Source organism: Rhodococcus parequi (genome assembly GCF_046042785.1).
GTDB classification, from domain to species: domain Bacteria; phylum Actinomycetota; class Actinomycetes; order Mycobacteriales; family Mycobacteriaceae; genus Prescottella; species Prescottella parequi.
This window is the reverse complement of the sequence record NZ_JBDLNV010000002.1, coordinates 141,647-166,942: the sequence shown is the minus strand read 5'-3', so window position 1 is coordinate 166,942 and position 25,296 is coordinate 141,647. Positions and strand designations below refer to the sequence as shown.

Annotated in this window: 25 protein-coding genes; 16 read left to right on the top strand and 9 right to left on the bottom strand. The window is 67.8% G+C overall.

Annotation, left to right across the window (positions count from 1 at the left end; translation table 11 throughout):
- Positions 1-70: 70 nt before the first annotated feature.
- Positions 71-967 (top strand): 4-hydroxy-tetrahydrodipicolinate synthase, encoded by an 897-nt coding sequence (gene dapA / locus ABEU20_RS04970; protein ID WP_420163293.1) that lies wholly within the window; start codon positions 71-73, stop codon positions 965-967.
- A gap of 11 nt (positions 968-978) precedes the next feature.
- Here dapA and ABEU20_RS04965 read toward each other — a convergent pair whose 3' ends face one another.
- Entirely contained in the window at positions 979-2,280 is a 1,302-nt protein-coding gene (locus ABEU20_RS04965; RefSeq protein WP_420163292.1) for an HNH endonuclease signature motif containing protein, read from the bottom strand.
- A gap of 116 nt (positions 2,281-2,396) precedes the next feature.
- Here ABEU20_RS04965 and ABEU20_RS04960 point away from each other — a divergent pair, with 116 nt between their 5' ends.
- Positions 2,397-2,834: a 6,7-dimethyl-8-ribityllumazine synthase gene (locus tag ABEU20_RS04960; protein WP_420163291.1), complete on the top strand. Its 438-nt coding sequence runs from the start codon at positions 2,397-2,399 to the stop codon at positions 2,832-2,834.
- A gap of 74 nt (positions 2,835-2,908) precedes the next feature.
- Here ABEU20_RS04960 and ABEU20_RS04955 read toward each other — a convergent pair whose 3' ends face one another.
- Positions 2,909-3,346, bottom strand: coding sequence for a hypothetical protein (locus ABEU20_RS04955; RefSeq protein WP_420163290.1), 438 nt, complete (start codon positions 3,344-3,346; stop codon positions 2,909-2,911).
- 48 nt (positions 3,347-3,394) lie between these two features.
- Here ABEU20_RS04955 and ABEU20_RS04950 point away from each other — a divergent pair, with 48 nt between their 5' ends.
- The 3 genes from ABEU20_RS04950 to ABEU20_RS04940 all read left to right on the top strand — a co-directional run bounded on the left by ABEU20_RS04950 (position 3,395) and on the right by ABEU20_RS04940 (position 6,210).
- Positions 3,395-3,664: a hypothetical protein gene (locus tag ABEU20_RS04950; protein WP_420163289.1), complete on the top strand. Its 270-nt coding sequence runs from the start codon at positions 3,395-3,397 to the stop codon at positions 3,662-3,664.
- Between the two features lie 231 nt (positions 3,665-3,895).
- Positions 3,896-5,107: a PucR family transcriptional regulator gene (locus ABEU20_RS04945; RefSeq protein ID WP_420163288.1), complete on the top strand. Its 1,212-nt coding sequence runs from the start codon at positions 3,896-3,898 to the stop codon at positions 5,105-5,107.
- A 107-nt stretch (positions 5,108-5,214) separates the two neighbouring features.
- Positions 5,215-6,210, top strand: a complete 996-nt coding sequence (locus ABEU20_RS04940) for an MBL fold metallo-hydrolase (RefSeq protein ID WP_420163287.1) — start codon at positions 5,215-5,217, stop codon at positions 6,208-6,210.
- Positions 6,211-6,271: 61 nt separating this feature from the next.
- Here ABEU20_RS04940 and ABEU20_RS04935 read toward each other — a convergent pair whose 3' ends face one another.
- Both ABEU20_RS04935 and ABEU20_RS04930 read right to left on the bottom strand, forming a co-directional pair.
- Positions 6,272-6,664: a DUF5313 family protein gene (locus ABEU20_RS04935; RefSeq protein WP_420163286.1), complete on the bottom strand. Its 393-nt coding sequence runs from the start codon at positions 6,662-6,664 to the stop codon at positions 6,272-6,274.
- A gap of 38 nt (positions 6,665-6,702) precedes the next feature.
- Complete coding sequence (locus ABEU20_RS04930; protein ID WP_420163285.1) at positions 6,703-7,188, bottom strand: MarR family winged helix-turn-helix transcriptional regulator; 486 nt, start codon at positions 7,186-7,188, stop codon at positions 6,703-6,705.
- 154 nt (positions 7,189-7,342) lie between these two features.
- Between ABEU20_RS04930 and ABEU20_RS04925 the strand changes: the two genes are divergently transcribed.
- Positions 7,343-8,587 (top strand): acyl-CoA dehydrogenase family protein, encoded by a 1,245-nt coding sequence (locus tag ABEU20_RS04925; protein WP_420163284.1) that lies wholly within the window; start codon positions 7,343-7,345, stop codon positions 8,585-8,587.
- A 46-nt stretch (positions 8,588-8,633) separates the two neighbouring features.
- Here the strand turns inward: ABEU20_RS04925 and ABEU20_RS04920 are convergent, their stop codons facing one another.
- Entirely contained in the window at positions 8,634-9,839 is a 1,206-nt protein-coding gene (locus ABEU20_RS04920; protein ID WP_420163283.1) for a M20 metallopeptidase family protein, read from the bottom strand.
- A 96-nt stretch (positions 9,840-9,935) separates the two neighbouring features.
- On the opposite strand from ABEU20_RS04920, the gene ABEU20_RS04915 reads away from it, so the two are divergent.
- On the top strand, positions 9,936-10,982 hold the full coding sequence (locus ABEU20_RS04915; RefSeq protein ID WP_420163282.1) for an Lrp/AsnC family transcriptional regulator: 1,047 nt from the start codon (positions 9,936-9,938) through the stop codon (positions 10,980-10,982).
- Here ABEU20_RS04915 and ABEU20_RS04910 read toward each other — a convergent pair whose 3' ends face one another.
- Positions 10,983-11,744, bottom strand: a complete 762-nt coding sequence (locus tag ABEU20_RS04910) for an IclR family transcriptional regulator (RefSeq protein ID WP_420163281.1) — start codon at positions 11,742-11,744, stop codon at positions 10,983-10,985.
- A 69-nt stretch (positions 11,745-11,813) separates the two neighbouring features.
- On the opposite strand from ABEU20_RS04910, the gene ABEU20_RS04905 reads away from it, so the two are divergent.
- Genes ABEU20_RS04905 through dmpG form a run of 3 tightly spaced genes read left to right on the top strand, consistent with a single transcriptional unit; the run spans position 11,814 to position 14,607 of the window.
- The gene (locus ABEU20_RS04905) at positions 11,814-12,638 is read left to right on the top strand and encodes a 2-keto-4-pentenoate hydratase (protein WP_420163280.1); all 825 of its coding nucleotides are present in this window, start codon (positions 11,814-11,816) and stop codon (positions 12,636-12,638) included.
- A complete protein-coding gene (locus tag ABEU20_RS04900) occupies positions 12,635-13,579 on the top strand; it encodes an acetaldehyde dehydrogenase (acetylating) (protein WP_420163279.1) in 945 nt (314 codons plus the stop codon). The genes ABEU20_RS04905 and ABEU20_RS04900 overlap by 4 nt, the downstream gene beginning before the upstream one ends.
- On the top strand, positions 13,576-14,607 hold the full coding sequence (gene dmpG, locus ABEU20_RS04895) for a 4-hydroxy-2-oxovalerate aldolase (RefSeq protein WP_420163278.1): 1,032 nt from the start codon (positions 13,576-13,578) through the stop codon (positions 14,605-14,607). Before ABEU20_RS04900 ends, dmpG begins: the two co-directional genes overlap by 4 nt.
- A 75-nt stretch (positions 14,608-14,682) precedes the next feature.
- Here dmpG and ABEU20_RS04890 read toward each other — a convergent pair whose 3' ends face one another.
- Positions 14,683-15,351: a TetR/AcrR family transcriptional regulator gene (locus ABEU20_RS04890; protein ID WP_420163277.1), complete on the bottom strand. Its 669-nt coding sequence runs from the start codon at positions 15,349-15,351 to the stop codon at positions 14,683-14,685.
- 202 nt (positions 15,352-15,553) lie between these two features.
- Between ABEU20_RS04890 and ABEU20_RS04885 the strand changes: the two genes are divergently transcribed.
- From ABEU20_RS04885 to ABEU20_RS04875, 3 genes are read left to right on the top strand one after another with little or no spacing between them, the layout of a single operon-like run.
- Positions 15,554-17,122: a bifunctional 3-(3-hydroxy-phenyl)propionate/3-hydroxycinnamic acid hydroxylase gene (locus ABEU20_RS04885; protein ID WP_420163276.1), complete on the top strand. Its 1,569-nt coding sequence runs from the start codon at positions 15,554-15,556 to the stop codon at positions 17,120-17,122.
- Positions 17,122-18,021, top strand: a complete 900-nt coding sequence (locus ABEU20_RS04880) for a VOC family protein (RefSeq protein WP_420163275.1) — start codon at positions 17,122-17,124, stop codon at positions 18,019-18,021. Before ABEU20_RS04885 ends, ABEU20_RS04880 begins: the two co-directional genes overlap by 1 nt.
- 41 nt (positions 18,022-18,062) lie before the next feature.
- Complete coding sequence (locus ABEU20_RS04875) at positions 18,063-18,902, top strand: alpha/beta fold hydrolase (protein ID WP_420163274.1); 840 nt, start codon at positions 18,063-18,065, stop codon at positions 18,900-18,902.
- 88 nt (positions 18,903-18,990) lie between these two features.
- Here the strand turns inward: ABEU20_RS04875 and ABEU20_RS04870 are convergent, their stop codons facing one another.
- Positions 18,991-20,391 carry an FAD-binding oxidoreductase gene (locus ABEU20_RS04870; RefSeq protein WP_420163273.1) on the bottom strand — a complete coding sequence of 467 codons (1,401 nt, stop codon included), beginning with the start codon at positions 20,389-20,391 and terminating at the stop codon, positions 18,991-18,993.
- A 173-nt stretch (positions 20,392-20,564) separates the two neighbouring features.
- Between ABEU20_RS04870 and ABEU20_RS04865 the strand changes: the two genes are divergently transcribed.
- The gene (locus ABEU20_RS04865) at positions 20,565-21,983 is read left to right on the top strand and encodes an FAD-dependent oxidoreductase (RefSeq protein ID WP_420163272.1); all 1,419 of its coding nucleotides are present in this window, start codon (positions 20,565-20,567) and stop codon (positions 21,981-21,983) included.
- Here ABEU20_RS04865 and ABEU20_RS04860 read toward each other — a convergent pair.
- Positions 21,944-23,155, bottom strand: a complete 1,212-nt coding sequence (locus tag ABEU20_RS04860) for an FAD-dependent monooxygenase (protein WP_420163271.1) — start codon at positions 23,153-23,155, stop codon at positions 21,944-21,946. The two genes, ABEU20_RS04865 and ABEU20_RS04860, sit on opposite strands and share 40 nt — an antisense overlap.
- A gap of 89 nt (positions 23,156-23,244) precedes the next feature.
- Here ABEU20_RS04860 and ABEU20_RS04855 point away from each other — a divergent pair, with 89 nt between their 5' ends.
- Positions 23,245-24,078: an IclR family transcriptional regulator gene (locus ABEU20_RS04855; protein WP_420163270.1), complete on the top strand. Its 834-nt coding sequence runs from the start codon at positions 23,245-23,247 to the stop codon at positions 24,076-24,078.
- Between the two features lie 136 nt (positions 24,079-24,214).
- Positions 24,215-25,216 (top strand): AraC family transcriptional regulator, encoded by a 1,002-nt coding sequence (locus ABEU20_RS04850; RefSeq protein ID WP_420163269.1) that lies wholly within the window; start codon positions 24,215-24,217, stop codon positions 25,214-25,216.
- The last annotated feature ends 80 nt before the right edge of the window (positions 25,217-25,296 follow it).

The window sequence follows — 25,296 nt, the reverse complement described above, 5'->3', positions numbered from 1 at the left end:
CAGCTCAGCTTACGTTTCGCATCACAAATGTGAACTGGTTCTTCCGTCTGGGGTCGCCGAGACTGATCGCATGAACCTTCGCCTGTCAGGAATCTTCGTTCCCCTCGTCACGCCGTTCACCGCCGGTGGCGATGTGGCGGCCACCGATCTGGAGCGCCTCGCGCACGACGTGATCGACGAGGGGGCGTCGGGAATCGTCGCGCTGGGGACGACCGGCGAACCGTCGGTGCTCGCTCCGGAGGAGCGCCGGCAGGTGCTGCAGATCTGCGGCCGGGTGTGCCATGAGTGTGGTGTACCTCTGATGGTGGGAGCCGGAACCAACGACACGGCGGGAACGGTGCGTGCTGTTCAGGAGGTCGGCGGACTGGTCGATGCGGCGGCCGCGCTGGTGTCGGTGCCGTACTACACGCGCCCGTCCGAGGCTGGAGTGGTGGCGCACTTCGAACACGTCGCCGACCACAGTCCGCTCCCGCTGGTCCTGTACAACGTGCCGTATCGGACGGGACAGTATCTCGGCTGGGAGTCGATCGTCCGGTTGTCGCGTCACCCGCAGATCGTCGGTATCAAGCAGTCGGTCGGCGTGGTGGATACCGACACGGCTCGACTGTTCGCGGAATGTGCGGGCTCGTTCTCGATCCTGGCGGGCGAGGACACGCTGGCTTCGCCATTGTTCGCGATGGGGGCGGCCGGGGCGGTGCTTTCGTCGGCGAACGTCTGTGCGCGCGAGTTCGTCGAACTCTTCGAGTTGTGGTGCAGCAGGGATCTGCAGAAAGCGCGGGCGGTCGGCAATGCGCTGGTGCGGCCGGCGAGTGCGCTCATGTCGGCGCCCAACCCGACCGCCATCAAGGCCGTTCTGCACGCGCAGGGGCGGATCTCGACGGCGAACGTTCGTCTGCCGTTGGTACCCGTGCGCGATCCATCGACGATCGCCGATGTACTCGAGCAACTTCCACTGCGAACGGTGTGACCCGCTTCCCCTCACGCCGCGCGGGGTCCTGCTCGGTTGTGGGCGGGGATGGGCTTCTTGTAGGGGTCGACCGAGCTGGGTGGGGTGAACCACGGCTTTCTGTCGGCACCGATTTTCACTTGCCAGTGGCTGTGGTGGAGGAGTCGGTGGTGGTAGCGGCAGAGTAGGACGAGGTTGTCGAGGTCGGTGGGTCCGCCGTCGGCCCAGTGTTTTATGTGGTGGCCTTCGCAGTGGGCGGGTGGTGCTCCGCAGCCGGGGAAGGCGCAGCCGTGGTCGCGGGCGATCAGTGCGCGGCGTTGTTTCTTGGAGACGGTTCGGCTGGTGCGGCCGAGGTCGATGGGGACACCCTCCTGCATCACGATCGGGGTGAGGTGGCAGTCGCACGCGAGTCTGCGGGCGGTGGCGATGGTGAGTGGCCCCAAGTGCGGCATGCGTGCAACATCTTTGTCTCCGAACAGGTCCGGCTCACCATCTGGATGAGCCGACTCGTGATCCGCTTCGCTGCGGGCGAGGTCGGCGGCGTTCACGTGCAGCGAGAGGTGCGGCTTCTCTCCGCCTTCGATGGGTGCGTCGCCGCTGTCGAGGTAGCGGCGCAGGATCTCGGCGAACGCGTCCGCACGTTTGTGTGCCGGGGTGCGCGCCCCGGCGGGGTCGTCGACCGGATTCCTCGGCTTGGTCAACGCAGACAAAGCGGTCAACAGCATCTCACCGGTCACGGCGTCGAGATCGCCCTTCACGGCGACGCGTCCGTTCAGGGTTTTGGAGGCGTGGAATTCGTTGCGTTCGGTGTCTTCGCTGGGTGGGAGTTCGTCGGATTCGAAGATCCGCTCGAGCCTGGCGATGCAGGTGCGCACGGTAATGGTGGTCGCGGCAGGCCCAGTGGCGGCGTCCAGCAACACTTTCCGGCACGAATCCAACGCTTCTACAGGCATGCCGCGGGGTGGGGTTTCGCAGAATTTGCCGATCAACGCGGCATGCTCGGCCGAAATATCACCGGTGTTGAAGGCGTCGGCGATTTCGGGTTGCCGGCTCAGCATCCTGCCCAACGTGAGGATCCGTGCCGCGGCCGGTACTTCCAACAATGTGTTCGCAGCCAGCCACTGCTTGACGCTGCGGAACCCGAGGGTGTCGAACGAGACTGCGCGCGCGTCGATTTCAGCGACGGCAACCACCCGCAGGGTGTCGAGTTGTTCCATTGCGTGGAAGATGTCGAGCGCGGTCTGCAGCAGTGTGATTTCGGGCAGCGCGCCTATGTCCTCGGGCCGCGGTGCGGTTACTGCGATGCTCGAATTGTTGAGTCCCCCCGGATTCATGAAGCTAGTTTAGTTCGAACTGGTGTTCGAGTCAACGGGTTAGGGTTGGGGGAGGGAATTCTTTTCGCTGTGAGCCTCCGATGACTCGGCGGGCGTCGAGGTCCTAGGATCTCGGTATGAACATCGCCTTTGTCCAGTCCACTTGGCATCGGTCCATCGTCGACCGCGCACGTGACGCCTTCGTGGCGCAGTGGAGTGAGCTGGGGCACGACCCGGCCGGGATCGAGTTCTTCGAGACGCCCGGAGCGTTCGAGATCCCGCTGCACGCCCAGCGTCTGGCCCGCACCGGCCGCTTCGCCGCAGTTGTCGCGGCCGGACTGGTGGTCGACGGTGGCATCTACCGGCACGAGTTCGTCGCCTCCGCCGTGATCGACGGCCTCATGCGCGTGCAGCTCGACACCGACGTGCCGGTGTTCTCCGCGGTCCTCACCCCGCACCACTTCCACGAGCATCTCGATCACGAGGCGTTCTTCACTGCGCACTTCGACAAGAAGGGCCTGGAGGTCGCGAACGCATGTTCGGCAACCCTCGCAGGGCTCGCCGCTATCAACTAGGCAAAAGTTTCTCCTGGAGAAGGCTTTCCGAGTCCCGGCCGCGTCGTCCCGCGAGGTGACGCGGCCGGAACTCGTCAGTCCCCGGCGATGCAGTCCCAGAGCAGGTCAGGAGACAGCTCGCCGATCGGGCAGGTGATCCGGCGCCAGCCGGGGCCACCCCCGAACCGGTCCTGTGACGAGTCCACCAACACCTCGACGTCAGTGGTGTAAGCGATCGCTCTCAGGTAGTAATCGATCGGATCACCCTCCGTCGTGTACAGGGTAAGCGCGAACTCGCCGCCTTCGCGCTCTCGACCGCCCGACAAGCAGTCGATTACCGACGGGCTGAGTGGCTCCCCGGACTCGATTCCCGGGCGAGACTTGGCATCACCGCAACTCGGCAGTGCGGAGCGCCAGATGATGTCGGCAGGCCGAGGCGCAGCCGGAGGCTCTTGGCTGACATAGACGAGCAGAGTGACAGTGGCGAGCAGGATCGCGAAGGACAGGCACCGCGCCGCTACCCGCATCGCCACCGTCCCATGGGATCAGGCTAACCGCCGGCAGTGTGGCAGCCTGTCGGGATGAGCGAGCAGCGTCGAGCGGAGTTTTCTGTCGGATCCGGGGCCGACACGCGTCATCGCTGCGTCGAGTGGCAGCCGCACGACACCGCCTGGGTTGCGTGGATGGCACTACTGCCTGTTCTTCTGCTTGCCGTCTCGGTGCCGGCAGCGAGCCTCGACAGCAATCGCTCGCCCGTGATCGGCAGCGTGCTGATCACCTGGGTTGTCGTAGGGGCGATGTTCGTACCGACGGCGGTGGTGTCTTATCCATTGTGCTCCCTCCGTATTTAGCGATCGCCGTCGCCAATGCGTACGTGATCGTCCGGCTCTGGAAGCGGTCCCGGTAACACGATCTGCACCCGTATCGGAAGCGCGACGTCCGTCTCTGGAAGTCGAGCCCTGCTCGTGGCGCATGCGCGCCACGGCCGACTCTGCGAGATATGGCCGGAATGGCGTTTCCTCAGGTGGACAGCCCGCCCGATTGAGTCTCGGACCGCATGATCGTCGGCGTATGGTTCGGGCATGCCGTCGGACGACGAGCTCAGGCGTGGCGCTCCGAGCGCCGCCGTCCTCGCCATCCTGGATCGGTTGGACGCCAGATTCGATGCGCTCGGTCGCGATCAGCCGGCGGCGTCAGGGTCGATTCGCCCGAATCCGGAGTTGTTGCAGCGCAGCACGCTTCGCTTCTTCCGTCTGGCGGCGCGGGTGATCCGGGAGAACCGGACGTTCACCGCCGACGAGCTGAGGCCGGTCCGGGAAGGTGCGGTGCAGGCGGCGGTGGACGGTGCATCGCTGTCGGCAGTGCTGCACAGCTGGTACCGCTTCGGTCGGGTCCTCCTGGACGAGTGCCGAGCAGCCGCGGCGGGCGAGCGCGCTGCCGGACTGGTCGAGATCGCGGACGGCGTTCTGCGACTCCAGGAGGTGGTCACTCGCACGGTGGTCGATTCCTACGAGTGTGAGCGGGTGGCGCTCGAGGGGGACGAGCAGCCGTCGAGGGAATTGCTGGCCCGGCTGCTGCTGGCCGGTCAGGACGCGGATCCGACGGCGCGCTGGTGCGGGATCGATCTGGCCGACGAGTACTCGGTTCTGGCGCTGGCGGGCGGTGATGCCGAGCCCGACGCGAGGGCGCGGCGGACCAGGGAGGCCCGCACCGTCCGGGTGCTCGAGACGGTCGGCACGCCGCCCACGCTCGCGATAGTCGAACCCGACTCGACGACTGTGCTGGTGCCGAGCCGGCCCGGCCCGGACGGCGACTGGTTCCGGGTGGCCGTGGAACTGACAGGAGCCGTCGGGGAGGTCGTCGGAGTCGCGGTGACCGCCGCGGTCTCCGGGCCCGTCAAACGCCGGGAACTCGCCGGGGCCGGAGTCCTGGCCCGTGAACTCCTCGAACTCGCGCGCCGGATGGGCAAGGAGCCGGCCGTGTATCAGCTCAAGGATCTCGCCCTGCCGTTCCAGTTGTCGCGCGCGACTGCCGGTCAGCAGTACCTGGGCGACTGCCTGCTGCCGTTGGACCCGTATCCGGAACTTGTCGACACGCTCGACGTCTACCTGCACCACGACCTCGATCACGGCCGAACGGCGCGTGTGCTCGGTATCCACCCGAATACGGTCAGCAATCGGCTGGGCCGGATCCGCGACCTCGCCGGCCTGGACCCGAACGGCTACGCCGGGATCATGGCGCTGGGATCGGCGCTCGACGCGCGGCGTGCCGGAGGCTGGACGCCTTCGCGCTGAGGTCCGTCTCGCTCAGCGGTCGACGACGGTCTGTGGGGGCCCGCCCGTGGCATGTTCGGGTTGTGGATGTGCGAACCAGTGCCCCGGCAGCGGGCGAACCCCATTCGGTGACGCACTGGACTGCGCCGGGTGCGCACGAGGTGTCGCCGGGCGTGTTCCGCATCCCGCTGCCGCTACCGGAGGGTCCACCGGCGATCAACGTGTATGCGATCGTCGACGGGGACGACGTCGTGCTGATCGACTCGGGGTGGGCCACCGAGAACGGGGCGCGTCACCTCGCGCAGGGACTCGAACGAATCGGGTTCGAGCCGAGTGGGATCAGTCGCTTCCTCATCACCCATTGGCACACCGATCATTACTCGCAGGCGCTCGAGCTGCGGCGCCGACACGGCACTCCCATCAGCCTCGGCATCGGCGAGCGGGCCACGGTCGAGTGGCACGCGGCGGCAGCGGCCGACGGGCGGGCGGCGTCCGGCGCCGAAGCCGCATTGGCGCGCGCGGGGGCTTACGACATGATCGGGATGCTGCAGGGAGTTCCGGACGTCGGGGTGGAGCTGCCGGACCAGTGGATCGAGGGCAGTCCTCGAATCGACTTGCAGCATCGAACCCTCGTCGCGATCCCCACACCGGGACATACGAACGGCCACTACTCGTTCTGGGATCCGGAGGCCCGGTTGTTCTTCACCGGTGACCACGTCCTTCCCCGGATCACCACGTGGATCGGACTCGAGACCGCGCCGAATCGGTTGCCGCTGGGCGACTATCTCGCCTCGCTGCTTCTGGTCCAGACGATGCCCGAGGCGCAGCTGCTACCCGCGCACGGCCCGACGGCACCGAGCGCATCCCAGCGCGCCCGTGAGCTGATCGACCACCATCACACCCGTCTGGGCCTGACGCTCGATGCGCTGCCGACTCGCCCCGTGACCGCGTTCGAAGTGGCGCACCGGTTGCGCTGGACGCGCCACGACCACCGGCTCGACGAACTCCCCCACCCGCTGCAGCCGTACGCCGTTGTCGAAACCGTTGCGCACCTGGATGTTCTGGTCGCACGCGGCGCGGTGCAATGCGCCGAGTCCGACGGAGTCGCCCTCTACAGCAACTGAGTCGTCCCGGCGTATGTGACGTGCGCGCGGGCTCGTTCCGGAGGGACGGGAGGTCGCGCGGTCAGAATGCGTGCGGGTGTGCCTTCTCGTACGCGGCCTTCTCGGCGTTCTGACGGGCGACCTTCTTCGGGTTCTCGAGGTCGGGGTTCAGACCGTGCTTCTCGAGCCGGCGCCGGCGGTTCTGCTCCATGTAGGCCGCGGAGAAGAACAGCGCGAGGAAGACGCCGAGCAGCACCATCGAGCCCCGCAGCCACACCGGGCCGGGGAAGAGGAAGAACGCCGCAAAGATCGGCAGGAACGGCACCATGCTGCGGATCATGTGACGTGGCACGGCCCAGTCGCCGATGAGGTCGTTGCGCACCCACTCCTGCATCGAGTCGGGAAGCTTGCGGCCGCACGCGTAGGCGATCCACTGGAACGGATTGGGGCGCTTGGCTTTCGAATGTGGAGACATGTCCTGGGTACCTGTACCTGTCTGGGAGGGGCGGCGGTTCACTCGTGCAGGGCGCCGGCGCGCAGTGCCGCCGCATTGACGCGGGTGAGGACGGAGTGCAGTTCTTCGAGTTCGGCGAGGCTCACGCCGAGTCGCTGGACGACGGCGCCGGGGATGCGTTCGGCCTGGGTGCGCAGGGCCTTCCCGGCGTCGGTGAGTTCGACGACCAGTTGCCGCTCGTCGGCGGCGCTGCGGGTGCGGGTGATGAGTCCGCCGGACTCGAGCCGCTTGAGCAGCGGGGACAGCGTGGGGGAGTCGAGCTGGAGGGCCTGCCCGATCTCCTTGACCGACATGGGTGCGCGCCCCCAGAGTGCGAGCATCACGAGGTACTGCGGGTGCGTCAATCCCATGGGCTCGAGGAGGGGGCGGTAGACCGACAGAACCGCGCGGTTCGCCACCGCGAGGGCGAAGCACACCTGCCGGTCCAGGGCGAGCGGATCGACGTCGCCCCACTCGACGTCCTGCTCGGGGATGGTCGTGGTCATGAAATGAAGCATACACGATTAAGTCGTGCACTAACTAAATGCGCGCCGGGTGGACAAATGAGAACGCGTTCTATATGTGTGGATGTGGCGGCCGCCACGGGGTGGCCCGGCCTGTTGCACGGGCCACACCTAGCGCACCGAGTGGAGTTCCTACATGTACGAGTGGTCAGACACCGACCTGATGTTCCGCGACGCCCTGCGCGGCTTCATCGACAAGGAGATCAAGCCGCACGTCGACAAGCTCGAGAGTGGTGAACTCCCGCCGTTCGAGATCATCCGCAAGATGTACTCGACGTTCGGGATGGACGAGATGGCCACCGAGGCGCTCGAGAAGTCTTTCGCGAAGGAAGAGGCGAAGGAGCGCGGCGAGACGCTGCCCGAGTCGGGTGAGAAGTCGAGCGGCTTCAGCGGCGCCGGCAGCATGGGCGTCATCCTCAACAGCGAGATCGCGGGCGTGAGCCTCGGTCTGGTCGCGTCGATGGGCGTGAGCATCGGGCTCGCCGCCGGCACGCTGCGCAGCCGCGGCACCCTCGCACAGAAGAAGCGCTGGCTGCCCGGGCTCGTCACGATGGAGAAGGTTGGCGCGTGGGCCATCACCGAGCCCGATTCCGGCTCCGACGCCTTCGGCGGTATGAAGTCCTACGTTCGCCGTGACGGTGAGGACTACATCCTCAACGGGCAGAAGACGTTCATCACCAACGGCCCGTACGCCGACGTCACGATCGTCTACGCCAAGCTCGACGAGGGCGACGCCTCCGTCGACCGCCGCGACCGGAAGGTCCTCGGCTTCGTGCTCGACAAGGGCATGGAGGGCTTCACGCAGAGCGCGCCGTTCAAGAAGATGGGCATGAACTCCTCGCCCACCGGAGAACTGTTCTTCGACAACGTCCGGATTACCAAGGACCGTCTGCTCGGTGAGACCGAGAACCCGGCCAAGGGCGACGGCAAGGAGAGCGCCAAGGAGTCGTTCGCGGCCGAGCGCATCGGGATCGCGTCGCTGGCGCTGGGGATCATCAACGAGTGCCAGCGGCTGTCGATCGAGTACGCCAAGAGCCGCAAGCTGTGGGGCAAGGAGATCGCGCAGTTCCAGCTCATCCAGCTCAAGCTGGCCGAGATGGAGGTCGCGCGCCTCAATGTGCAGAACATGGTGTTCAACGCGATCGAGCGCACCGCGGCCGGCAGCCCGGTGACGCTCGCGGAGGCGTCGGCGATGAAGCTGTACTCGTCCCGCGCCGCGACCGAGGTCGCGATGGAGGCCGTGCAGCTGTTCGGCGGCAACGGCTACATGGCCGAGTACAAGGTGGAGCAGCTCGCGCGCGACGCGAAGTCGCTCATGATCTACGCAGGCTCCAACGAGATCCAGGTGACGCACATCGCGAAGGGCCTGCTGGCCAAGTGATCCCGGTCCCGGTCCGCGCGAGGGGAACGTGCGGACCGGGGGCCGTTCACGCCGCGCTGTCGGCGGCGGCCAGCCGTCGGATCGCGAGTTCGCCGTAGAGCGCGGCGCCGTCGCCGAGAACCGCGTCGTCGAACTCCGCGAGCGGCGAATGGTTGAACGCGGCCGCCGCCGGATCCCGGTCCGCGGGGCACGCGCCGAGGAACACGAACGCGCCCGGGATCTCGTTCAGCACTCGCGAGAAGTCCTCCGACGCGGCCGCCGGCTGCGGCTGCCACGCGAACCGCTCCGGACCGTGGACCTCGGCGACGACATCGGCCACGAACTCCGTCTCGGTGTCGTCGTTGACGGTCACCGGATACTGCTCGTCGTAGTCGACGTCCACCTCGAGCCCGTGCGCGGCAGCGATTCCCCGGCACACCCGGGTGATGCCCGCCCGTACCTTCGCCTGGCTCTGGGCGGAGAACGTGCGCACCGTGATGTCGAACCGGGCGTCGTCGGGAATGACGTTGGCCGCGGTGCCCGAATGGAACGCGCCCACCGTGAGCACCACCGGGTCGAACGGCGCGAACGAGCGGGTCGCGAACGTCTGCAGGGCCGTCACCATCTCGCACGCCGCGGGAATCGGATCGAGGGCCGCGTGGGGTGACGACCCGTGGCCGCCGCGGCCCAGAACGCGCACCGTCGCAACGTCACTCGCGGCCATCAGCGGACCCTTGCGGGTGACGAACACGCCACCGGGGGCTCCCGACGCACTCACGTGCAGACCGTATGCGGCGACCGGACGAGATCCCGAGGCGTCGAGGACTCCCTCGGCCAGCATGTGTCCGGCACCGTCGTAACCCTCCTCGCCGGGCTGGAACATGAACACGACATCGCCCGCGAGGTGCTCGCGCCGCGCCGACAGCAGGTGTGCGGCGCCGACGAGCATCGACGTGTGCAGGTCGTGCCCGCACGCGTGCATGTTGCCCGGGATCGTCGAGGCGTAGTCGACGTACGCCCGTTCGCCGACCGGCAGTGCGTCCATGTCGCCGCGCAGCAGTACCGTCGGGCCGGGGCGGCCGCCGCGCAGTACCGCGGTGACCGACGTCAGTCCGGTGCCGGTGCCGATCTCGAGCGGCAAGCCGTCCAGCGCGGTGAGCACGCGTTCCTGCGTGCGGGGGAGGTGCAGCCCGATCTCGGGCTCGGCGTGCAGTGAGCGTCGCAGCTGGACGAGGTCTCCGTGCAGTTGTTTCGCGTCCTCGGTCAACGACACGGTCGTCCCCTCTCCTCGGCAGTGCGCCGCGTCGATGCGGCTGAGGCATGATGCACATGACGTGCATCACACCCGCCCAATCTGCAGGATTTTTTCGTGAGTAATGACTCTGTTCAGGAATCTGACGCACTCGACGAACTCGACCTCAGCCTGATCAACATTCTCCAGCTGGGCCCGCGGGCGTCGTGGGCGCAGGTCGGCGCCGCGTTGGGCGTCGACCCGGTGACGGTTGCGCGGCGCTGGTCCCGCCTGGTCGAGAGCGGGTCGGCATGGGTGACCGCGCATCCGGCCGGACCGCAGACGGCCGCACTGGTCGAGGTCGAGTGCATGGCCGGCGAGGTGCTCTCGACCGCCGAGATCCTGGTGCGGTGGCCGCACGTCCTCACCGTCGAGCACACGAGCGGTGCCCGCGACCTGCTGCTCACGGTGAGTGTGCGGGACCTCGCCGCACTGTCGGACCTGTTGCTGAACGCAATCGAGAAGCTGCCCGGAATCCGCTCGACCCGAACACATCTCGTGATCCGCCCGTACGCGATGGGAGGGGACTGGCAGCTGCGGGCGCTCGACGCCGACCAGCGTGCGCACCTCGACGGCCGCGGCCCGCGCACGACGGGCACGCTGCGTCCGCTCGACCCGACGGATCGGGCCCTGCTCGGGTGCCTGTCCCGGGACGGCCGGGCGTCGCTCACCGACATCGCCGCGGAACTGGGCTGCAGCGTCAGCACCGCGCGCCGCAGGCTCGGCGCCCTGCTGGACCGGCATTCTCTGCTGCTGCGTTGCGACGTCGCGCAACCGCTGTCGGGCTGGCCCGTGTCGGTGTGGATGTGGGCGCACGTGCCGGTCGACGAGTGCGACGCCGTAGCCCGACGCCTCGTCGAACTGCCGGAGACCCGCGCGTGCCTGGTCCTGACGGGGGCGCCCGCCAACTTCTTCTACTCGGTGTGGGTTCGATCGCTCGAGGACGTCCACCGTCTCGAGCAGCTCCTGCGGCGGATCGTGCCGTCACTCGAGATCCTCGACCGCACCGTCACGCTGCGCTTCTTCAAGCGGATGGGACGCATCCTCGACGAGTCCGGCCGCAGCGTCGAGGGCGTCCCGATGGACATCTGGTCGGACCCGATCGCGACCGCCGACGGAACGTGATCACCGGAGCTGGGCGCGGCGCGACATCGTGCTGCGGAGTCCCTCGGCGGCCGCGCGGACGGCTGCGACCTGGCTCTCGGGCCGGTAGCGGTTGGTCGGCCCGGTGACGCTGATGGCTGCGACGACGCGGTCGTCGGATCCGAAGACCGGTGCGGCCACGCACGCGATACCCAGCGCGGACTCCTCGCGCTCGAACGCGACTCCGGTCTCGACCACCTTGTCGAGCTGGGCCTGCAGGATGCCGGGCGCCACGATGGTGTGCGCGGTGCGCCGCATCAGCGGCGCCGACAGCACCTCGCGGCGCAGGTCCGGATCGGAGTGTGCGAGCAGGGCCTTGCCGATCGCCGAACAGTGCAGGGGGATGCGGCCGCCCGTCCGGGACGGGGAGATCGCCTGGCGGTGGCCGCCGATCTTCGCGACGTAGACGACGTCGTGGCCGTCGCGGACCCCCAGGTGCACGGTCTCGTGGCTGCGCTCGTACAGGTCCTGCAGGAACGGCATCGCCATCTCGAGCAGGCTGCGTTCGAGCGAGGCGAGCATGCCCAGTTCGAACAGCCCGCCGCTGAGCCGGTAGCCGCCGTCGACGCGGTCGAGGAGCCGGTTCGCCACGAGTTCGCCGGCGAGCCGGTGCACGGTCGCCTTGTGCAGTCCGGTGCGCCGTACCAGCTCGGCGAGGGAGACGACGTTGTCCTCGGGTCGGTAGCTGCGCAGGATCGCGACCGACTTGCCGAGGACCGTGTCGAGATTCGCAGCACCGGTCACACGTCGAGCGTATCGCTGAGCGAGACGGAAGGTTGGCCTCGGGCGCTTCCGCCCAGCACAGTTAGCGTCATGACCCAGTCCACGAACCCCACCGCGGTGAGCGAGTCCGCTATCGCCGCTGCCGCGGAGCGCATCGCGTCGGCCGCCGCGGCCGGTGTGCCCTGCGCACCGATCCGTGACCTGATCGGCGCCGACGACCTCGTCGCCGCGTACGCCGTACAGGAGCGCGTCAACGAGCTTCGCACGAAGGCGGGCGCCGTCGTCGTCGGCCGCAAGATCGGTCTGACGTCGGTCGCCGTCCAGCAGCAGCTCGGCGTGAACCAGCCCGACCTCGGTGTGCTCTTCGACGACATGCAGTACGCCGACGGCGACGACGTGCCGATGAGCGTGCTGATCCAGCCGAAGATCGAGGGCGAGGTCGGCTTCGTGCTCGGCGCCGACCTGATCGACGGCCCGCTCGACGCCGCGCAGGTGCGCGACGCGATCGAGTACGCGGTCGCCGCGCTCGAGATCTGCGACAGCCGCATCGAGAACTGGGACATCCGCTTCGGCGACACCGTCGCCGACAACGCGTCGTCCGGCGTCTACGTCCTCGGGACGCAGCGCCGCACGCTCGACGAGTTCGAGCCCAAGGACGTCGTCATGTCGATGGCCGTCGACGGCCGGGAAGTGTCCACGGGCAACGGCGAGGCCTGCCTGGGTGACCCGATCGAGGCAGTCGTCTGGCTCGCCCGCACGGCCCGTGAGCTGGGCCAGCCGCTGCGGGCCGGCCAGGTCATCCTGTCCGGTGCGCTCGGACCCATGGCGCCGGTCCAGGCCGGCAACGTCGTCACCGTCTCCGTGTCCGGACTCGGTGTCGTGACCACACGTTTCAAGGAAGGAACCGAGGCATGAGCAAGGTCAAGGTCGCGATCATCGGATCCGGCAACATCGGCACCGATCTGATGATCAAGGTGCTCAACCACTCCGATCACCTCGAGATGGGCGCGATGGTCGGTATCGACCCCGCGTCGGACGGTCTCGCGCGCGCCGCGTCCATGGGCGTGCCGATCACCGCCGAGGGTGTCGAGGGCCTCGTGGGTCTGCCCAACTTCGACGAGATCGAGATCGTCTTCGACGCGACGTCGGCGAAGGCTCACGTCGTCAACGATGCGCGTCTGCGCCCGCTGGGCAAGCGCATGATCGACCTCACCCCCGCCGCGATCGGCCCGTTCGTCGTGCCGGCCGTCAACGGTGACGAGCACCTCGACGCGACGAACGTGAACATGGTGACCTGCGGTGGCCAGGCCACGATCCCGATGGTCGCGGCCGTCTCCCGGGTCGTCCCGGTCGCCTACGCCGAGATCGTCGCGTCCATCGCGTCGAAGTCCGCCGGCCCGGGCACCCGCGCCAACATCGACGAGTTCACCGAGACCACGTCCGGTGCGATCGTGACCGTCGGTGGCGCCAAGCGCGGCAAGGCGATCATCATCCTGAACCCGGCCGAGCCGCCGCTGATGATGCGCGACACGGTCTTCTGCCTCGTCGACGCGTCGGACCCGGCCACGCACGACCAGATCCGTGAGTCGGTCGCGAAGATGGTCGGCGACGTCGCCGCCTACGTGCCCGGCTACCGCCTCAAGCAGCAGGTCCAGATCTCGGAGATCCCCGCCGATCAGCCGGTCGAGACCCTGATCGACGGAGGCAACCGCCCGACCCACCAGGTGTCGATTTTCCTCGAGGTCGAGGGCGCAGGGCACTACCTGCCCGCCTACGCAGGCAACCTCGACATCATGACCTCTGCCGGACTGCAGATCGCTGAGCGGATCGCCCAGAAGAAGGAAGCCACCCGATGAGCACCAACCCCACCATCTTCGTCCAGGACGTCACGCTGCGCGACGGCATGCACGCTGTGCGCCACCGCATCTCGCCGGAGGACGTCAAGCGCATCGTCAAGGCTCTCGACGACGCCGGTGTCGACGCGATCGAGGTCGCGCACGGTGACGGTCTCGCCGGTGGTTCGGTGAACTACGGTCCTGGCTCCAACACGGACTGGGAGTGGATCGAGGCTGCGGCCGACGTCCTCGAGAAGGCCCGCCTGACCACCCTGCTGCTGCCGGGTGTCGGCACCATCGAGGAGCTCAAGCACGCCTACAAGCTGGGTGTGCGCTCGGTGCGCATCGCGACGCACTGCACCGAGGCCGACGTCTCCGCGCAGCACATCGAAACGGCCCGCGAGATCGGCATGGACGTCTCCGGCTTCCTGATGATGAGCCACATGGCCCCCGCCGAGGAGCTGGCCAAGCAGGCCAAGCTGATGGAGTCCTACGGCGCACACTGCGTGTACGTCACCGACTCGGGCGGACGCCTGACGATGAACGGCGTCCGGGACCGCGTCCGCGCGTACAAGGACGTGCTGAACGAGGGCACCGAGATCGGCATCCACGCCCACGAGAACCTCTCGCTGTCGGTGGCGAACAGCGTCGTCGCCGTCGAGGAGGGCGTCTACCGCGTCGACGCGTCGCTCGCCGGCCACGGCGCCGGTGCGGGCAACTGCCCCATCGAGCCCTTCATCGCCGTCGCCGACCTGCACGAGTGGAAGCACGGCTGCGACGTCTTCAAGCTGCAGGACGCGGCCGACGACATCGTGCGCCCGCTGCAGGACCGCCCGGTCCGCGTCGACCGCGAGACCCTCACCCTCGGCTACGCGGGTGTGTACTCGAGCTTCCTGCGGCACGCGGAGGCTGCGTCGGCTCGCTACGGCATCGACGTCCGCACCCTGCTCCTCGAGGCCGGCAAGCGCAAGCTGGTCGGTGGCCAGGAGGACATGATCGTCGACATCGCCCTGAACCTCGTCGCCGAGCGCGAGGGCCAGAGCGCCTGATCTGACGGCAGAACCCACTCGGGCGCCGTGACCGAATAGGTCACGGCGCCCGAGTTGTCTTGTACGACAGGCGGATTACCGGGCGACTTCCGCATCGCGCACCTGCATGGAGCGGGCGCGCGCCTCGCCGATGGAGGCGATCGCCTCGGTGAGCTGACTCATGAACTCGCCCATGGGCTTTCCGTCGTTGGTCTGCGACGACACGAAGGCGCCGTCGAAGCCGGCCATGCCGAAGTGCGAGAGCTCGTTCGCAATCGGGGTCGCGACATCGTCGCCTTCGGCCGCGAATGCCGAATGGATCATGTCCCGCATCAGTTCTCGGCCCTCGGTGCGCACGTCGACGACGGTCTGCATCGCTTCGGCCGCCTCCGCAGCCTCGTTGCTCATCACCAGCACGAGCATCAATCGCATGAAGTCCTCGTGGTCGACGAAGACTTCGCCCGTCTTCTGCAGGTACCAGCCCAGCCGCTCCCGGGGTGTGCCGCCGACCGGTGGATTCCGATGTGCCGCGCGCATCGCGTCGAAGAACGCCCGCGCGCCGCGCGCCATCACCTCGGACAGTAGGCCGGCCTTCGACTCGAAGTGGTGGTAGAAGGCGCTCCGGGGCAGGCCCGTCTCCTTGACCAGTACCGACATCGATGTCCCGGCGTAGCCGCGCGCCGACATCACCCGGGCCGCGACGTCCAGGATCTCTTGGCGTGAGCGCCGACCTCGTCGGTTTCCACTCGGTGCGGCGTTCTCCATCCCGCCAGTCTAAGTCGCGGGGTGCGGCGATCCGATTTGCTCCTTGACAGCTCCGGCAGCGCTGTTAGGCTCCTCACTATTGGACGGAACGATCGTTCCAAAACATGACTTGCGGGAGGGCGGTGCAGACCGCTCGCTCCCGGGACCTCGTAGCCGAATCCGCACCGCACCCGCTGCGGTCGAACACACGAAAGCCGTGCTCATGACCGAAAAGTACGATGCCGACGTCGCTATCGTCGGCTACGGCCCGAGTGGCGTCGTCGCGGCGCTCACGCTTGCGAAGCGTGGCGTCTCCACCGTTGCCTTCGAGCGCGATCGCGACATCTACCAACGCGCTCGCGCCGTCACCGTGAACGACTGGACCATGCGCATCTTCCAGAACCTCGGGGTCGACGAGGCGGTGAAGAAGGACATGGATCCGCAGCGCGCCCTGCGCTGGCAGACCTACGACGGGGTCGAACTGCTCCGCATCGACCATCCGCCGTCGACGCTGGGCGTCAAGCCCCGCTTCTTCAACATCTATCAGCCCACGATGGAGGCGCAGCTGCGCGAGTGTGCCGCCGAGCACGACCGCCTCCTCGACGTCCGCTACGGGTCGGAGGTGGTTGCCCTCGACCAGGACGACACCGGTGTCACGGTCACGTCGAAGGACACCGTGACCGGTGAAACCTCCACCACGCGTGTGCGTTACGTGCTCGGGTGCGACGGCGGAAGCAGCCCCACCCGTGGGCAGCTCGGTGTGGAACTGCTCGGCGACACGCTCGACGTGATGTGGATCGTCATCGACTGCCGCGTCAAGCGGTGGTGGCCCGACCGCAACCTGCTCACGTTCTGGTCGGACAAGGAGCGACCCGTCGTCGACATCTCCCTCTCCCAGGGCAATCATCGATGGGAACTGCCGCTCGAACCGGGCGAGAGCGAGGCCGACTTCGCCACGAACGAACAGGTGTGGCCGCTGCTCAACGCGCTCGGCGTCACCGAGGACGACGTCGAGATCCACCAGCACGCCTTCTACCGGCATCACACCCGGATGGCCGAGACCTGGCGCGTCGGCCGCACCTTCCTGGTGGGCGACGCGGCGCATCTCATGCCGCCGTGGGCCGGCGCGGGAATGCAGACCGGTATGCGCGACGCGTTCGACATCGGCTGGAAGCTGGCGGGCGTCGTCAAGGGTGACCTCGACGAGAGCTTCCTCGACAGCTACGAGGCGGAGCGGCGGCCCAACGCGGCGATGTACACGAACCTGGCCGTCGAACTGGGACGAATCATCAAGCAGGAGCTGTCGGAGGAGGAGCAGGCCGCCCTCGCGGCACCGCCGGAGGATCCCGAGAACCCGCCGGAGCCCCCGCTGATCGCGCCCCCGTTCCTGGTCGCGGGATGGTTGCGGGGCCCGATCGGGGAATCGAGCATCGTCGGCCGGATGGTCCCGCAGCCGGAGGTCTGCAACACCCGCGGTGTGATCGCGCGCCTGGACGACCTCCTCGGCGACGGCTTCGCGCTCCTCGGCGACGACGTCGACCCCGCGACGTTGCTGACCGCGGAGGAGAAGGCCGAGTGGGATGCGCTCGGTGCGCGCTACATCGCGGTCCGCCCGCAGGACAGGCACACGCAGGGCACCGACGAGCTGGTCGACCTCGACGACGTGCTCGGCCCCTGGTTGCGCCGGTTCGACGCCCGCGCCGTCGCCGTCCGTCCCGACAAGTTCGTCGCCGCCGCCGATGTCAGTGGTCTCGCCGTCCCCGCCCCCGTCCGATCGAAGGAGAACCACTGATGACCAGCGTGACCGAACTCGCGTACATCGGCATCGAGGCGAGCGATCTCGACGCCTGGGAGCGCTTCGGCGTGGACCTCATGGGCATGCAGAAGTCGGAACGGAGCGACGGCGTCCTGGCGCTGCGCATGGACGACAAGGCCCACCGATGGATCATCGTCGGAGGCGACGCCGACGACCTCGCCTTCACCGGCTTCGCCTGCGCGAACGATGCGGACCTCGACGACATCGTCGCGGGTCTGCGGGCCGCCGGCACCGAGGTGAGCGAGGGCGCAGCGGATCTCGCAGCTGCCCGCAGGGTCGATCGGCTCTTCGTCACGACCGACCCGGTCGGCAACCGGGTGGAACTGATCGTGGGACTGGCAGACGCCGACACCCCGTTCCGCTCGGAGACCCTTCTCTCGCACTTCGTCACCGGTGACGGTGGCGCGGGACACGAGTTCCTCATGGAACGCGCCGACCGGCAGGAGATCCTCGACTGGTATGGCATCCTCGGTTTCAAGATCACCGACTTCATCAAGGAGCAGGTGGCGCCGGGCGTGTACGCGGACGCGGTGTTCACGCACTGCAACGGGCGGCACCACTCGGTGGCGTGGGCCGACATGCCGTTTCCCAAGCGGCTGCACCACTTCATGATCGAGGTCGGTGACATCAACGACGTAGGGCTGGCCTACGACCGCTGCATGGACGCCAAGCAGCCGTTCGAGATGACGTTGGGTATGCATCCCAACGACGAGATGTTCAGCTTCTACGTGCGCACGCCGTCGGGCTTCAACATCGAATACGGCTGGGGTGGACTGATCATCGACGAGGCCACCTGGGAGATCAAGCACCTCGACAAGCTCGACTCGTGGGGCCACCGCGCGCCGCAGGTCGTCGCCGATCTCCTGCAGCCCTGACGTCCTCTCGAGACGCACTCGTACGCAAAGGAACACACAAGATGTCACTCACCCAGTCCGACACCAGCCGCTCCGTCCGCACCCGGGATTGGACGCTGCACTACGAGGAGGCGGGCAGCGGCCACCCGGTGATCCTGCTGCACGGCAGCGGTCCCGGCGCGACCGGTTGGAGCAACTTCTCCGGCAACATCGAAGCGCTGTCGCGGCACTTCCACGTCTACGCCGTGGACATGCCCGGATGGGGCGGGTCCGACGCCGTCACTGTCGATCGCCTCGACCACGTCGACGCGGCCCTGCAGTTCATGGACGCGCTCGGGATCGAGAAGGCCGCCTTCGTGGGCAACTCGATGGGCGGCGCGACGTCGATGCGGTTCGCTACCGAACACCCGGAGCGGATCTCGCACCTCGTCACGATGGGTCCGCCCACGCCGGGCCCCAAGCTGTTCGCGCCCGGAGACGGCCCGAGCGAGGGCCTCAAGGTTCTCATCGAGGCGTACCGGAACCCGACGCCGGAGACCATGGGCAAGCTGATCGAAATCATGGTCTACGACAAGCAGTTCGCGACCCCGGAACTGCTCGCTGCCCGCTCCGACGCTGCGCTGGCGCGTCCCGAGCACCTCGAGAACTACCTGGCGGGCCTGCCGAAGGGCGCGCCGATCCCGAAGTGGGTGCGGCTCGAGGACCTACCGAAGGTGAACGTCCCGACGCTGCTGATCCACGGTCGCGACGACCGAGTCGTCTCCTACGAGCACTCGCTGATGTTGCTCGCGCTCATCCCCGACTCCCGGCTCGTGATCCTCAATCACTGCGGGCACTGGGCGATGATCGAGCATCCCGACGAGTTCAACCGTCTGGTCACGGACTTCGTCGCGAACAACTGACAGCGACGGCATCCGCACGCACCCTGCCGACACTGCCGCCGGCGCCGCGCAGATCCGATCCGGTCGGCTGCGCGGCGCCGCGGCGGGTTCAGCCGGCACGCCCGTCGGTCTCGCCGAGCGCGGAGACCAGAACTTTCGGGTTGAGGATGCCGGTGGGATCGACCGCATGCTTGATGCGACGATTCAGAGCGAGGAGCTCGGGTGACAGCGCCGCGGCCAACGCCGCACGCTTGTGCCGTCCGATGCCGTACTCGGTAGGAACGGTGCCGCCGAGCGCGACGGCGAGTTCATGGATCTCGACGCGCGCCGCAGCGGCTGCGACAGCGGCCGCGTCGTCGCCGTGCGGATAGCCCAGGACCGGGTGGGTCAGCTCGTCCGCGGCGTGCGTGCAGCTGACGATGGTCGTTCCGTGGCGCTCCGCGATCGCGGCCAGCCCGTCGGTCAGTTCCGCGAGACGCCGAAGCGGCACCGCCACGTCGTCGCTGATCAACGCGTCGACCTTCTCCAGCGCCTCGTAGATCGCGTGGCGCGGGCGATCGAACACTTCCCCCTCGAACTCGTCGTCGGTCGAGAAAACATCTGTGGCACCGTGTGTTTCGCACGTCTTCTGCATGGTGTCGATCTCGCCCCGGGCCCCGAGCCCGGCGTCGGAGCGCGCGATCAGCAGAGCGCCGGCCGTCCGATCGAGGTCCATCCGGATGAAGTCCTCGGCGAGACCGATCGCGGCACTGTCCATGATCTCGAGCTGGGACGGGCTGAGGGCGGCCGCGATGTCCTGTGCGGCGGCGGCAGCGTCGGACATGTGCGGAAAGTACGCCACCAGCGTGTGGGGGGACGCAGGTCGGGGAACGAGACGAAGGGTGACGCTCGTGATCACGCCGAGTGTTCCTTCGCTCCCCACGAAGAGCTTCGTCAACGCCAGACCGGGTGAGTCCTTCACACGGGTCCCGCCGAGCTCCACCGCCGAACCGTCGGCGAGAACCACCGTCATGCCCAGCACGTAGTCACTCGTGACGCCGTACTTCGCGCAGCACGGGCCGCCCGCGTTGGTTGCGACGTTGCCTCCGATGGAACAGATCTCGAACGACGACGGGTCCGGTGGGTAGAACAGGCCGGCGTCCGCGGCAGCCGCCTTGACGTCGGCGGTAGCTGCTCCCGGCTCGACGACGGCCGTCCGTGACCCACGGTCGACGGAGATTGCGGTCATCCGTTCCAGACTGAGAGTGATGGCCCCGTCGACGGCGGTGGATCCTCCGACCACGCTGGTGCCCGCGCCCCGAGGGACGACCGGAACACCGTGATCGACGGCGAACCTGAGGACTTCCTGGACGTCGGCCGTGTCGGCGGCACGTACCACCACGGCGGGTGTTCCGGACTCGGGATCGAAGCTCCAGTCCTGCCGATAGGACTGGAGTAGATCGGGATCGGTGAGAACAGCGCCGGGTGAGAGTCGTTCTGCGAGTGCATTCAAGGATTCGCTGTCAAGCATGCGAGTCACGATATCCCAAGGGGCAGTGTGGTTTTCGAGCGGTTGTGTTCTATGTCACTCGGCTTGATCTCAACCCCTGTTGAGGTTTTACCCTCGGGCCCATGACGTATGTGATCACGCTGCCGCGAACATCGAACTGTTCGGGCCGACGGTGACGGGCTGAGGGGCGAGCCGTGCATGCGCACGCGAACGGTGTGAACCGGCCGTTGCAGGTCGCGGTCGTGGGAGCCGGACCGGCCGGAATTCACGCTTCCGCCAACCTTTCTCGGCTCGCGCCGGGTGCGCGGATCGACCTGTTCGAACGTCTTCCCGTCCCTTTCGGGCTGGTCCGGTACGGGGTCTCCCCGGATCATCCGAGGATCGAGAAGATCAGCGACGCGCTGCATGCCGTACTCGCCGACAGCGGTGTTCGGCTCCTGTGCAACGTCGAGATCGGTGTCGACATCACGGTGGGTGAACTCCGCGACTCCTACGATGCCGTCATCGTCGCCACCGGCGCGCTGCGGGACGCGCCGCTGGAGCTTCCCGGCATCGACCTGCCGGGATCGTTCGGTGCCGCGGACTTCGTCTCCTGGTACGACGGTCACCCCGACGTGTCGACTGCATGGCCACTGGATGCCGAGTCGGTGGCAGTGATCGGCGCGGGCAACGTCGCCCTGGATGTGACCCGCATGCTCGTCAAGCACGCGCACACGCTGGCGGAGACCGACGTCTCCGACAACGTGTACGAGGGCTTCGCGGCGAACCCGATCCGCGACGTGCATCTGTTTGCGCGACGCGGGCCCGCGGACGTCCGCTTCTCGCCCATCGAACTACGAGAACTCGGCAACCAGTACGACGTCGACCTCGTCGTGAATCCCGCTGATCTCGAGCCCGATCCGCACCTCGATCGGATGACGCGCCAGTTCACCCCGGTCCGTCACGTCGTCGAGACCATGCGGGAGTGGGCCCGCATCCCCGCGAGCCGGCGGACAGCGTCGCGGCGCGTGCACCTGCATTTTCACCAGGCGCCCGCAGCGCTCCTCGGTGGTGATGCCGTGGGCAGTCTGCGTACCGAGATCATGACGCCCGACGGCTACGGCCACGTCGTGGGATCGGGTGTCCACGTCGAGCACGAGGTGCAGGCGGTCTACCGGGCGATCGGGTACGCGTGCACACCCGTGCCAGGCGTCCCGTTCGATCACTCCACCCGCACCGTCCCGCACATCGAGGGAGCCGTCGTCGACGGCGCCGGCACTCCTGTTCCCGGCCTCTACACCACGGGGTGGATCAAGCGCGGTCCCGTGGGGCTGATCGAATCGACGAAATCGGACGCGCGTCGGACCGTCGAGACCCTGCTCGAGACGGCCGTCCCCGGCTCCCGCGCCCGCGCCGGCGGGCAGGTGATCGACCGACTGCTGCGGGACCGGGGCGTTCGGCCGATCGGGTGGGACGGCTGGCTCCGAGTCGACTCCGCCGAACGGGAACGCGGAGACGCGCGCGGCCGCGAACGAGTCAGGATCGTCGGTCGCGACGAACTGATCGCCGCCGCCACCCGGGCGCCGGCCCGGCGCTACACCGCAGCGGCGGGCCGGGCGCGGCCGGAGTCGTAGCCCCACAGCCAATCGGTGTACTTGTAGCTCGACGTGTCACGGATACGGAACAGTTCGTTGCGGGCCTCGCGTCCGGCTCCGTCGAGGTGCCACAGGTCGCCCCACATGCGTCCCACGGTGAGGATGCGGTTGCAGCGCGGTGCCCGTTCGGCATTGACGTCGCGCAGGATCGCCGGCCAGTTGGCGTTGTCGCCCCGCAGGTCCCGGGCCGCATAGTCGGACAGGCACTTGGCATCCTCGAGCGCCATGACGGCGCCGGACGCCAGGTACTGCAGTGGCGGGTGCGCGGCGTCGCCGAGGAGGATCATCCGCCCGTCCACCCAGTTCTCGACGGGTTCCCGGTCGAACATCGGCCACCACTTGTCGGTCCAGAGGTAGCCGAGCGCCTTCCGGACGGACTCGTGGCAGTGGTCGTACGCGTGCGCGAGTTCCTCCGGGCTGCCCCACATCTCCTCACCGCGCAGGAACGCGGGGGATTGGAAGACGGCGACCTGGTTCAGCATGGTGCCGCCCCGCAGCGGGTACTGGATGAAGTGGCAGCGCGGTCCGATGTAGCCGACGACGTCCTCGATCTCGTCCGCGAACGGAACCTCGTCCATCGGCACGGTGCCGCGGAAGGCGACGTATCCGGATCCGACCGGCTTGTCGTCGTGGATCTTTCGGCGCAGCGTCGAATGCAGGCCGTCCATCGCGAGCAGCGTGTCGGCGGCGTGCACGCTGCCGTCGGCGAGCGTCACGTGTACGCGGTCACCCTCGGTGACGGCGTCGACGACGTCGGCGTCGGTGACGAGATCCGCACCGGCGCGCCGGGCGGCGGCGACGAGTGCCGCGTGCAGATCCGAGCGGTGGACCACGAAGTACACGCCGCCGTAGTGTTCCTGGTACTCGCGGCCCAGATCGATCCTGGTGAGTACTTCGGCGGTCACGGCATCCCGGAACACGATGTTCTTCGGGAGCACGCCCTTGGCGACCACCTCGTCGAAGATGCCCCATTCCTTCAGGATCCGCGAACCGTGCGGTCCGATCTGGAGCCCCGCACCGACCTCTCCGAATTCGGAGGCCCGTTCGAACAGCGTGACCTGTGCGCCGCGGCGGGCGAGAGCGAGGGCGTTCGCGGCGCCTCCGATGCCGCCACCGGCGACGATGACGTGCGTGTCCTTCAACGCGGACATGTCACTCCTTATGTTCGGGTCGGATCTGCGAACGCAGCCGCCCCTAGACCCTCGTGCGCGCGGAACCGTGGAGACAATAGAGTTCTGTCATGCGGAAGAACCCGCCCGCGAAGAAGGCGGCGAAGACGATCACTCGGCCGTCGTACGCGCTCGATTCGGTCGACAACGCGCTGCGGCTGCTGCAGATGTTGCGCGACGTCGGTGCGCTCCGCCTCAAGGACGCCGCCGAGGAACTCGGCACCGCTCCGTCCACCGCGCACCGACTGCTGGCGATGCTGGTCTACCGGGGGTTCGCCGTGCAGGACGAGAAGCGTCGCTACCACCCCGGGCCCGCGATGGGGGTGGGTCCCGCCCAGCAGGGATGGACTCGTGAACTGACCGACGTCTGCCGGCCCCACATGGACGCCCTGTCGACGTCGATCGGCGAGACGATCAACCTGGTGATTCGCGTCGGATCGCAGGTGCGGTTCCTGTGCTCGGCCGAGTCGGAATCGATGTTGCGGGTCGGTGACCGGCAGGGCCAGGTGCTGCCGGCGGAACGGACGGCGGGTGGACGGATCCTGCTGGCCGAACTCCCTCGGCAGACCCTCGAGCAGCTCTATCTGCTTCCCGCCGCGGAGCCCGGTCCCGACCCTTCGTCCGAACTCGAGATCGATCGCCGACTCACACCCGACGAGTTCGAGTCCTTCCGTGGTGAACTCGAGGCGGCCCGGGCGGTCGGCTTCGCCGTCAACGTCGAGCAGACGGAGGCCGGTGTGGCCGCTCTCGGTGTCGCCCTGCGCAACGGCAGCGGGCAGGCCGTCGCCGCGCTCACGGTGGCGGTGCCCACCACGCGCTACGGGCAGCACGTCGCCGGTCGCCTCGTCGCACAGTTGCGATCCACGGTCCGCGACGTCCAGGTGGAGATCGCCCACATCGGTTGAACCTTCGGCTCGCGAATCGATTTCACGAAGATCTCCCAGAGGGTCGATTCGGATCGTTCCGCTGGCTATCATCGACGATATTGCTCGGGGTTTGTCGGGAATCCCCCCGTTAGGAACGACTTTCGTGGAGGTCGGAATGACCCTGCCGTCCTCGGCACCCGAGCCGCTCCACCAGCACGGGCGATTACGTACCGACGATGTCGACCTGGCTCAGTCGGTGGTGTCCGCGGTATACGAACCGCACGTGCTCGAGCCTCACGGCGGCGGCCGGCTGGACGCGCGGTTGAATGCGGTCCAGAACGGATCGCTCACGCTAGGTTATCTGACTTATGGTGTGGGAGCGGGTATTACACTGCCACCGAGTGAGCGGTGGTACCACGTGAACATCACCCTGTCCGGCGGAAGTCGAGTGGCGCGCGGTGACTCGGTGCGGGGCGAGACCGCGGCGATGGCGGGGGCGGCGATGCTGGTGCCGCACCATCTCCAGACCATCGAATGGGATTCGGACACCGCACAGTTCGCGCTGCGCGTGCCCCGCGTGGATCTGGAGAGCCATCTCGAGAATCTCACCCGGACGCGAATTTCCGACCCCGTCGATTTCGATCTCGTGGTCGATCTGAATTCGACCGCGGGCCGTGGATTGCTGCGTTGTATCGAATTCATCCGGTCCGAATGGGAGGACGGGGGAATTCTCACGCGATACGACAATTCGCGTCGGCATCTGGAATCGCTGACACTGACGAATCTCGTCATGGCGGCGGGCGGACCCCACCGCGAGCTGTTGGATCGCCCGACCGGGCAGGAGGTGCCCGATGCGCTGCAGCGCGCGGTCGACCACGTGCACGATCACGCGCAGTCCCTGCCGACGCTCGCGGACCTGACCGCGGTGGCGGGAACGAGCGCCCGCACGCTGCAGAACCAGTTCCTGCGGCACTTCGACCGGACCCCGATCCAATACATCCGGGACGTGCGGTTGCGGGGTGTCCGCGAGGACCTACTGCATCCGTCCTCGCCGGAGGTGACCGTCACCGACGTCGCGGCGTCGTGGGGGTTCTACAACCTGGGCAGGTTCTCGTCGATGTATCGGGAGGTGTACGGGGAGGCCCCCTCGGAGACACTGCGGCGGTGCCGCTCGTGACACTGCGGCGGCGCCGCTCGTGAGGCTGCGGCGGTGCCGCTCGTGAGGCTGCGGGGTGGGGCGTCGTCCGGTGTGCCGAC